The organism is Legionella norrlandica (assembly GCF_000770585.1).
Classification (GTDB): domain Bacteria; phylum Pseudomonadota; class Gammaproteobacteria; order Legionellales; family Legionellaceae; genus Legionella; species Legionella norrlandica.
The window spans coordinates 1-10,495 of sequence record NZ_JNCF01000082.1 but is presented as its reverse complement, the minus strand read 5'-3'; the positions used below and the strand labels follow the sequence as shown (position 1 = coordinate 10,495).

Sequence of the window (10,495 nt, the reverse complement as noted above, 5' to 3'; positions counted from 1 at the left end):
AGAAGGAATTATATATGAATTAATTGAATATAAAAGATTTGAGTGGTTTTAAATTGGCCATAGAAAGAGAGTGCTCAGAAATATTCTTACATTAATGCGAGGTCACACCCCAGGACTCAGCTTTTCATACAATCCAGGGCTTGAATATAGAGACTGCTTTAATTATTCATCTAAGCAGATGGTGGGAGACCGCTATGGAAGCGAAATACCGTATCCTTTGATATAATAAAATCATTTTCTATTTCTAAGAATTCTGATATACGTGCATCAATCTCTCCTCCATAAAATCTAGTCAAATTCATATATTCTTCAAAATGTCGGCATTCCGATTTGACTAGAGATTTATAAAACCTAGCTAGTTCGCGATCTTCTATGTAGGGTATTATCTCATTAAAACGTTCGCAAGAACGAGCCTCAATGATAGCGCCAATAATTAATTGGTCACACAATCGTTCAATGCTGTCTTTATTGGTAACATGTTTATGTAAATTTGAAGCATAATTTGATGGTTGCAAGGGGGCATAGGCAATTCCCTTTTGCTTCATAATATCAATGACTTTTTCAAAATGCAGTAATTCTTCTCTTGCTAATGGTGCCATGACTTTAATCAGCTCTGATTTTTCTGGATATTTACTTATAAAGTTAATTGCGGTGCCTGCTGCCTTTCTCTCACAATGAGCATGATCAAGTAATAAAAGAGGGATTTGTTGAGCAGCATATGACAGCCATGGTTTGGGGGTTTTAACTCGAAGGAAGTCATTTAATATTTGTAAATCATTATCTAATCGTTTTAACATGGTAAATACACTATACTATTTAAATAAATAGCCCTTATATCACATACTTCAAAGATTTTAAATTGGATAAAAAATGGACGACATGCAAAAAGATGCTGAATTGAACCAATGGTTTTCTACTTATGGAGTAATTACTGCTGAACGAATATTGGAAAAATATAGCATAGTACTATCACATGATGAGCTATTAGAGGCTATTAATACTCCATTTAGCTTTTACCGCCATCTATTACAAGTCCCTTTAAAAAATGTTCTTAACGGAATAGTTCTTCAGCAAGCGAGTGATTATCATATCTATGCACAAAAATTATTCATTGACTATTTGTTATCAGGCGAAAGCAGCAAAGAACCAGGCACTCAAGGGGCTGGAACTCGAGAGTCGTTAGAAAATGAAAGACAGCAGTTAGTGCAATTAGGTGAAGAATTTCATGCGTTAGAGTTGGAGCAAGATAGTTTAATTGCCTCAAGCCAAGCAAAATTGATGAAAATAGGGCATGATTGGAACGCAAAATTGGAAATAGCTCTCTCCAAATTAAATGCCATGTATAAAAATATTAACCCAGATATTAAAAAGAGCTCAATACGAAAAACATTAAATAAGGCATTAATATCTAGTGCTCTTGTTAAATCACCATCTCAAAGTGATCAATACCAATTTATTGACAAATTAAATCGATTATTAAATGTTGCATCCACAGAGGAATTCAAAAAGACATTATTAACGAATCTAAGCGAGCTCTTTCAAATTATTGAATTGTTGGATACAAATCTTGATGATTTTATTGAGCGAACTAATACAATGGGGCAACAAGCAAAATCATTTAGAACTCAATTTTATGAAGCGATACTCCGTATTACTGAACTAATTAAATTATTACCTGAGTACAAAATTGACTCAGAGCAAGATTCGATTAATAGAGAGTCTTTATATTTTGATAAAACGATTGGCGAAAAAATTTAGGTCAATTTATGTACTCTGGGTTTCTATTAGGTCAACTGATGTTTGCAAGATCATCTCAATTCTTAAGACAAGCCGCGAATGAAGAGGGTAAGTGATAGTACTATAACGATCTTAGACCCAGTCTATTTGTATCAAAAGAAAAGAATAGATGAATTTTTATTAGTCACATAAGCGGTATTTCGTGTATAATAATGCATTTTTAACTTAACCTCTTTGGAGTGCATGATGGCAAAAGAATTTACTTTATCAATTATTAAACCTGATGCTGTAGCAAAATCTGTAATAGGCCAAATTTATACCCGTTTTGAAAATGCTGGATTGAATATTGTTGCTGCCAAAATGATGCAACTCTCACGTGAACAAGCTGAAAATTTTTATGATATTCATCGTTCTCGCCCCTTTTTTAACGATTTAGTTGAGTTTATGATTTCTGGGCCAGTGATGATTCAAGTATTAAAAGGAGAGAATGCAGTAATTAAAAATAGAGAAATTATGGGCGCTACCAATCCTAAAGAGGCAGCACCAGGTACCATCCGTGCTGATTTTGCTGAAAGTATAGATGCGAATGCTGTGCACGGATCGGATAGTCTAGAAAACGCTGCTCGTGAAATAGCATTTTTCTTTGAACCACATGAACTATGTGATAGATAAAGGCAGTTTGGGGTGATAATGAGCCAACAAAGAGTGAATCTATTAAATTACAATTACTCACAATTACGAGAACTGTTGATGACATGGGGTGAAAAGCCTTTTAGAGCTCAACAATTATTCCAATGGATTCATCAGATTGGCCTCAGTGATTTCGCTCAAATGACGAATTTAGGGAAAACTTTAAGAGAAAAGCTTTCCCTATTAGCCTATGTCGGATTACCAGAGATAGTTGCCTGTCAAAAGTCCATGGATGGCACACATAAATGGCTATTAAAATTAGACTGCGGAAATTGTATTGAAACAGTATTTATTCCAGAGTCAAATCGCGGAACACTTTGCGTATCATCACAAGTTGGTTGTGCACTAAATTGTTCATTTTGTTCAACGGCAAAACAGGGTTTTAACAGGAACTTATCAACAGCAGAAATTATTGGGCAAGTATGGTTAGCCGCTAGAGAGTTATCTTTTACACAAGGAACTCACGACAAACGCATAACCAATGTTGTTATGATGGGCATGGGCGAGCCTCTATTAAATTTTGACAATGTAGTTTCTGCAATGAATATCATGATGGATGACTTTGCTTACGGACTATCGAAACGACGTGTTACCCTAAGCACTTCTGGCGTGTTACCAGAAATGGAACGATTGCGTGAAGCAAGTCCAGTTGCTTTAGCAGTGTCATTACATGCTCCAACGGATGAATTACGTAATGTATTGGTACCAATTAATAAAAAATATCCACTTGCTCAATTAATGTCTTTATGTAAACAATATTTTAAAGACGAACCAAGAAGAAAGGTCACATTCGAATACGTCATGCTAAAAGGTGTCAACGATCAGCCAGAGCATGCTAATCAGTTAATTAAATTACTGCAGAATGTGCCTGCAAAGGTTAACTTAATTCCATTTAACCCTTTTCCATTAACACAGTATGAGCGATCATCTCAAGAGACTATCGATGCATTTAGAGAAAAGCTAATGAAGCATGGTATTAATACCATTACACGCAAAACACGGGGAGATGATATTGATGCAGCATGCGGTCAACTTGCCGGTGAAGTAAAAGACAAAACCAGTAGATCCCAGCGATGGCAAAAGTTGCATTTCATTCCCAAGAATAATAAGCCAAGTGATATAAGTGTTTCTTTAGATTAATTATGAGTTACAATCGCCCACGAAAAGTTTATTTTCTTATACTGAACCCATATTAAATAGCGACAAATCATTTTTAATTTGGACATAAGTGGTTATAATGCAAAATCATTTCTAACCTAATGTGGTAAATTGTGCTAAAAGGCTTGAGATATTTATTGATTTTGATGTGTTTGCTAGTCCAAGCATGTCAACATTCAGAAGACACGGAACAGAGTAGTAATAAAAAAATAGACCTTAGCCGAGCTGCCACCTTTAACATGCAATTAGGATTAGGGTATTTAAAGCAGGGAGATAGGCCAAGAGCAAAAAAGAAACTCCTAACAGCCCTTGAACAACAGCCAGAATCCCCGGATGTGAATGCTGCGTTAGCTATTATTTTGAACAAACCAAAGAATTGGATCAAGCAAAATTATATTATCACAAGGCTATATTGTTGTCGGGAAACGATGGTGCACAACTCAATAACTATGGTGCATTCCTATGCCGACAGGGAGATTATAAAAATGCCGAAATTTATTTTTTAAAAGCTGTTAAAGATCAAAACTATGTTAATACTTCAGGAGCCTACGAAAATGCAGGGTTGTGTGCTATGGCAGTTCCTGATGATGAAAAAGCGATGTTGTACTTTACAAAAGCCTTGAATCAGGATCCATCACGTAAAGAGTCGCTATATGAATTAGTAAAATTACAAAGTAAAATGGAGCATGACAAGGAAGCTCTCGATCTGCTTCAAAAGCATCCTGATTTGGTATTAAATGACAAAGTGCTTCTTGCATTAGCAAAAGATATAGCTAATAAAACAGATCAATATAGTCTGGCGGCAGAATATGAAAGCAATTTAGGCAAAATGCAGCCAACTGGTAATATTAGTGGAGTAAATGATGAATATGACAGCACCAATGGATGAAACAAACAACAATGAAATTATCAATCCTGGTCATGAACTAGCCGTTATTCGGCAGCAGAGAGGATACTCTGTTGAGTATGTTGCTAGCAAGCTTCACTTACGAACTCATATCATTGAGTTAATTGAAGCAGGTGATTTTAATTTATTACCTGAACCAGTTTTTGTAAAAGGGTACTTGCGTGCTTACTCAAAACTATTAGGAATTCCACCAGAGCCGTTTTTGGCTGTTTTTAATGCACGATATTCCTTTGAAAAAAAGCCAGAGCGTGCTCTATGGCAAAGCAAAAAAGAGTCGCATAATGCAGAGCATTTTATAAAATGGTTCACAATATTATTTGCAATTGGGGTATTAGTTGCTGTTGGTGTCTGGTGGCAGAAGAATAGGGATAGTCAAGCTGTATACACACCCAAAGAACATGCCGTCAATTTATCAATACACGAAAGTAATTCTGAAATTAAATTGACTGATTTGTCAAAAATGGAGTCGTTATTGATGCCTAGTAATAGCAATACACAAATGACACCTTTGGAGAAACGCGGTGGCTGAGAAGATTCAAGCAATCCGAGGAATGAATGATATTTTGCCTGATAGCACCTCTGGATGGCGCTTTATAGAACAAACTTTTATAAATTGTCTTTCACGATACGGTTATAATGAAATACGGTTTCCAATTATTGAGAGCACCCAGTTGTTTAAACGAACAATTGGTGAAATTACTGATATCGTTGAAAAAGAGATGTATACTTTCAATGATTTGAACGGTGACAGCATTACTCTTAGGCCAGAAGGTACGGCAGGATGCGTTCGTGCTTGTATAGAACATGGTTTATTACATAACCAGCAACAAAAATTGTGGTATTTAGGTCCTATGTTTCGTCATGAGCGCCCTCAAAAGGGTAGGTATCGTCAATTTAATCAATTTGGAGTTGAGGCGCTTGGAATTGCTGGAACAGTTATTGAGCTGGAATTGATTTCCATTTGCTACAGATTATGGAAGGAGCTTGGTTTTGTTCATTCTGTTCAATTGCAGATAAATACATTGGGCGAGTTGTCTGAGCGTCAAAGATACCGCTCTGTTCTGGTAGAGTATCTACGCGATCATTTTGATATGCTTGATGAGGACAGCAAGAAACGATTGGATAGGAATCCTTTACGTATTCTTGATAGTAAGAATCCAGCTTTAAAACAGCTCATTGATAATGCTCCTAAGTTAATTAATCTATTGGGAGATGAAAGCCGAGAACATTTTCAATCATTTTGCGCTGGATTAGAAACTCTTGGTATTCCCTATACTATTAATCCTGTTTTAGTGAGAGGATTAGATTATTATGGACAAACGGTTTTTGAGTGGGTAACCGATCAACTTGGCAGCCAAGCCACCATCTGTGCGGGTGGTAGATATGATATGCTAATAGAATTTCTTGGTGGGACACCTACTCCTGCTATTGGCTTTGCGTTAGGCATGGAAAGAATATATCTTTTAATGGAAACTTTGGGATTATTGAACACAAAGAAAAACTTACAATCTGTATTTATTATTGCTACTAGCGAAGAAGCAATATTGAAAGGCCTTGTTATGGCCGAGTCAATTCGTAATGCGCACCCATCCATTGAAATTATTACTAATACTTCTGGAGGAAGTTTTAAAAGTCAATTTAAAAAAGCGGATAAAAGCGGAGCACGTTTGGCTTTGATTTTGGGAGAAGATGAAATTGCTAAGGAATGCGTCAGTATCAAAGATTTAAGAGATGAAAAAGAACAAATGTCTATATCCATGACTAAAGTAAATCAGTTTTTACAAGATTATCTATCTTGAGGGCAGGAGAGAGTATTATGTCTGTTTACATGACAGAAGAAGAACAATTAGAAGTTATTAAAAAATGGTGGAAACGATATGGTAATATGGTAACCATTCTTTTATCACTAATTCTTCTTTGTATTGCCGGGTACCGATACATAAATTGGCACCAGGATAAAATTAAACAACAAGCTTCTATAGCTTATGAGAATATGATGATTGCCTTTTCTAATCAGAATATAAAATCAGTTCGAGCTTATGCCAATGAGTTAATCAAGGACTACAAAAACACAATATATGCTGATGTGGCACATATGACGCTTGCAAAAGTTTATGTTGCCAAAAATAAACTGGAAGAAGCAAGGAATGAACTACAGGCAGTTGTTACCGAAAGTAAAATGACCCCCTTAAGACAAGTAGCTAAAATACGTATCGCCCGTTTATTAGCTGCGGATAAAGCTTATACTAATGCATTGAATGAGTTAAGCGTCATTGAAGACAAGACTTACCTCCCAGTAATTAATGAATTGAAAGGAGATATTTATAGCGCCAAGGGCCAATATCAAGATGCAATTAATGCCTATAGGCTCGCTATAGATGAGGTCCGAACCAATGGAATGGGGAATTTGTTTTTAGAGATGAAAACGAATGAGTTGGCTATTAAGACTCAATCTATGATTACTGATGATAAAAAGATAAAAGCAGCATAATTTTATTAATGAAGGTTTTTTAGCTTATGAAAATGAGAATATTTATTTTAGTGCTTTTTACTTTGATTCAAGGTTGTAACCGTATAGATGACTACATGTTAGGTAAGGATAATACTCCTCAACCAAAAGAATTAAAGGACATTCAAACCAAAGTCAAAATAGCACAAAATTGGGCAACACCAGTTGGTAAAACTCACAAAGGTCACGAGTATTTAAATCTTAGACCAGTAATACGCGGCGATATCGTCTATACTGCTGACGCAAGCGGATTAGTGCAAGCAGTAGGTAAGAAAGATGGACAGATAAAATGGTCTACATTATTAAAAAGTAATATAGTAAGTGGTCCAACAGTAGCAGATGGTTTTATAGTTGTAGGAACCAGCACCTCCTCACTGGTATTACTAAATCAAGCCGACGGTAAAGAAATCTGGCAAAACAAGGTATCAGCAGAAGTTTTAGCCCCTCCAGCTATATCTCATCAAAAAGTTATTGCAAAGACTATTGATGGCAAAGTTTATGCAATTGATGCTGTAAATGGCAAACAACTTTGGGTTGCAGATCATGGTTCTCCAAGTTTAGTATTAAAAGCCAGCTCCTCTCCAATTATAGTGGATAACTTGGTTCTGATAGGTTTTTCGGATGGTAAATTAGATGCTTTGGAGTTGCAGACTGGACGGCTAATTTGGCAAAGAAGTATCGCTTATGGGATAGGTGCAAGTGATGTGGATCGTCTGGTGGATATTGACTCAGATCCTATTATAAGTAATAACATTGCTTATTTGGCAAGTTATCAAGGATATGTCGGAGCATTATCGCTTTCTGATGGCCAGTTTATATGGAGAAAGCCTGCCTCTGTTTATAAAAACATGCTATTAAGCCACAACAGCCTATATTTTACGGACAGCAATGACGTGCTATGGTCTTTAAATAGTCAGACAGGTCAAGTAAACTGGAAACAAACTGCCTTAAAAGCAAGAGGACTTACTGCTCCTGTATTAGTCGGCGACGATTTAGCAGTTGGTGATAAGACAGGTTACTTGCATATTATATCAACTCAAACCGGTGAATTAATGGGACGTTCTCAATTATCAGGTGGGGTAGCAGTAGCACCAAGTGTGTCAGGTAAAAAAATGTATGTGTTAACCGACAATGGAATGCTCAATCAACTTGCAGTGAGTTAGTGATATGATTCCGGTGATTGCCTTAGTTGGGCGCCCTAATGTTGGTAAGTCTACTTTATTTAATAGACTTACCAAGACACAAGATGCGTTAGTAGCTGATTTCCCAGGCTTGACACGTGATAGACAATATGGGCAAGCTCAATATGAGAATAAGACCTTTATCGTGGTCGATACAGGTGGTATAGGAGTTGACGACATTGAAGTTGACACGTTGATGTCAAAGCAATCCCAAATAGCTTTAAACGAAGCGGATGTGATCCTCTTTTTAGTTGATGGTCGATCCGGTTTGACTGGTATAGATGAGCAAATAGCGCAAACATTAAGAAAATTAAATAAGAAAATCTACTTGGTTGTTAATAAGACAGATGGCTTGAATGAAGATCTGGCTAGTGCTGATTTTCAATCATTAGGAATTATAGATAGTCATCCAATATCGGCCTCTCATGGCGGCGGTGTTAATGCATTACTTGACAAAATTCTGGCTCCATTTAATCCTGATACACATGAACCAATTACTGAAAATGTAATCAAAATCGCTTTTGCAGGACGACCAAACGTTGGAAAGTCAACTTTGATTAATAGAATATTGGGTGAAGAAAGGGTTGTAGTCTATGATATGCCTGGAACAACGAGAGATAGCATTTCAATTCCTTTCATCAGAGAAGATAAGCAATATATCCTCATTGATACTGCAGGAGTCAGACGAAAGTCACGGGTTGATGAAAAAATTGAGAAATTTTCTGTCATTAAAACCTTGCAGGCTATAAAAGAAGCACATGTGTGCTTGTTACTCATTGATGCTAAAGAAGGTATTACTGATCAGGATATGAATTTGCTTGGGTTTATTATTGAATCCGGTAAGGCATTAGTTATTGCTGTAAATAAATGGGACGGGTTAGAAGAAGATCATAAAGAAAATGTAAAGTCTGAACTCTCAAGAAGATTACATTTTGCTAATTTTGCGAAAATCCGTTTTATTTCCGCATTACATGGCAGCGGTGTAGGCGGCTTATTTAAAGATATTAATGAAGCATACCACTCAGCAATACAATCTTTTTCCACTCCTAGATTGACTAGGTTATTACAAGATATCAGTGCTAGACATACACCACCTTATGTTAATGGTCGGCGAATTAAACTACGTTATGCCACCTGGGTGGGCATAATCCTCCAGTAGTGGTGATTCATGGAAATCAGCTTGATGCTTTGCCTGAAAGTTATAAACGTTATTTAAATAATGAATTCATTAAGCATTTGGGATTAGTTGGCACACCTTTAAAACTTGAATTTAAAGGAGGGCACAATCCTTTTGCCAATAAAAAAAATAAACTATCCCAAAGACAAGTGAATAAGAAAAAGCGACTCATGCAATGGGTGAAAAGCAAGAAGAAGTAAATTTTTTTTGCAACCTCAACTCCCATTCAAACCCTCTTAGGGAAATAAAGAGATTGGAAACCTATTTTTTAAGGCAGGCTTATTTTACTCTACTCTTAGTGTTAATACGTCGCAAGCAGAATGATTTACTACTGCATGAGCCGTACTACCCAAAATAGAAGGCAATCCTGTGCTAGCATGCGAGCCTATAATAATTAGTTGGCAATCCAAATCCTTTGCTTTGTTTAGTATCTGTTCTTTCACTGAGCCAATTTCTACAAATTGTTGTTCAGGAGGTATTTGTAAATTTTCTCCTATCAAAGATAATACCGTCTGAGCATCTTCTTTTGAGGGATTGGATAATTCAGTAAAACCCAATCCTTGTGCTATAAATATACTCGTTGGTAATTCTATTACGTGCAATAGATATAATTTCGCATTGAATTGTTTGGCAATATTTGCTGCTTTTTCAACAAGATGACTATGCTCATTTAATAAATCTGTCGCAAATAAAATATTCTTATACATATTATTAGCCTCATTTTAAATAGAATTACTAAGTTATAGTTTAGTAGATTATGCTTATCTATGTAATTCTAAGAACGAATTTAATTCTTTGTATAATTTTAAAATAGATTTGCGATCTTCTCCCGCAAAAAGCATCACCATACTATCAAAGCTCATAGCACGGGAGAGGGGGTAAGATCGAAGTAAAATTGAAAAATCTGTGCTCAATTCAAAATTAAAACTTGTCTAAAAAAACTTCAGGGACATTGCCTAATTAAGCGGTGTGCTGTAAACAAAAATAATGCCTCAAAGAGAAGGGCAAAAATTTACCAACATGGTTTTATGCTACAATCTACAATAACTACATAGAAAACCTTTATGAGATAGGAGCTTAACTTGTCTTTAAAGATTGCTGTAAAAAATCTTCAAAAAGGTATGTTCGTTGAGTCC

General features: G+C 36.0%; 9 protein-coding genes and 2 pseudogenes. 9 read left to right on the top strand and 2 right to left on the bottom strand.

Annotated elements, in window-relative coordinates:
- Positions 1-170 precede the first annotated feature (170 nt).
- The gene (locus OK13_RS12630) at positions 171-797 is read right to left on the bottom strand and encodes a MiaE family protein (protein WP_035891324.1); all 627 of its coding nucleotides are present in this window, start codon (positions 795-797) and stop codon (positions 171-173) included.
- Positions 798-870: 73 nt separating this feature from the next.
- Between OK13_RS12630 and OK13_RS12625 the strand changes: the two genes are divergently transcribed.
- The 9 genes and pseudogenes from OK13_RS12625 to der all read left to right on the top strand — a co-directional run bounded on the left by OK13_RS12625 (position 871) and on the right by der (position 9,559).
- Entirely contained in the window at positions 871-1,758 is an 888-nt protein-coding gene (locus OK13_RS12625) for a hypothetical protein (protein WP_035891323.1), read from the top strand.
- Between the two features lie 225 nt (positions 1,759-1,983).
- Positions 1,984-2,409, top strand: a complete 426-nt coding sequence (ndk, locus tag OK13_RS12620; RefSeq protein WP_035891322.1) for a nucleoside-diphosphate kinase — start codon at positions 1,984-1,986, stop codon at positions 2,407-2,409.
- A gap of 18 nt (positions 2,410-2,427) precedes the next feature.
- Positions 2,428-3,567 (top strand): dual-specificity RNA methyltransferase RlmN, encoded by a 1,140-nt coding sequence (rlmN, locus tag OK13_RS12615; RefSeq protein WP_035891321.1) that lies wholly within the window; start codon positions 2,428-2,430, stop codon positions 3,565-3,567.
- Between the two features lie 131 nt (positions 3,568-3,698).
- Positions 3,699-4,474, top strand: a pseudogene (gene pilW / locus OK13_RS12610) (type IV pilus biogenesis/stability protein PilW).
- Positions 4,449-5,021 carry a helix-turn-helix domain-containing protein gene (locus OK13_RS12605; RefSeq protein ID WP_035891320.1) on the top strand — a complete coding sequence of 191 codons (573 nt, stop codon included), beginning with the start codon at positions 4,449-4,451 and terminating at the stop codon, positions 5,019-5,021. Before pilW ends, OK13_RS12605 begins: the two are co-directional and overlap by 26 nt.
- Complete coding sequence (gene hisS, locus OK13_RS12600; RefSeq protein ID WP_035891318.1) at positions 5,014-6,291, top strand: histidine--tRNA ligase; 1,278 nt, start codon at positions 5,014-5,016, stop codon at positions 6,289-6,291. Before OK13_RS12605 ends, hisS begins: the two co-directional genes overlap by 8 nt.
- 17 nt (positions 6,292-6,308) lie before the next feature.
- Positions 6,309-6,983, top strand: coding sequence for a YfgM family protein (locus tag OK13_RS12595; RefSeq protein ID WP_035891316.1), 675 nt, complete (start codon positions 6,309-6,311; stop codon positions 6,981-6,983).
- A 26-nt stretch (positions 6,984-7,009) separates the two neighbouring features.
- Complete coding sequence (gene bamB / locus OK13_RS12590) at positions 7,010-8,164, top strand: outer membrane protein assembly factor BamB (protein ID WP_035891314.1); 1,155 nt, start codon at positions 7,010-7,012, stop codon at positions 8,162-8,164.
- Between the two features lie 4 nt (positions 8,165-8,168).
- A pseudogene (gene der, locus OK13_RS12585) lies at positions 8,169-9,559 on the top strand (ribosome biogenesis GTPase Der).
- Between the two features lie 84 nt (positions 9,560-9,643).
- On the opposite strand, the gene OK13_RS12580 reads toward der, so the two are convergent.
- Positions 9,644-10,066 (bottom strand): universal stress protein, encoded by a 423-nt coding sequence (locus OK13_RS12580; protein WP_035891311.1) that lies wholly within the window; start codon positions 10,064-10,066, stop codon positions 9,644-9,646.
- Positions 10,067-10,495 lie beyond the last annotated feature (429 nt).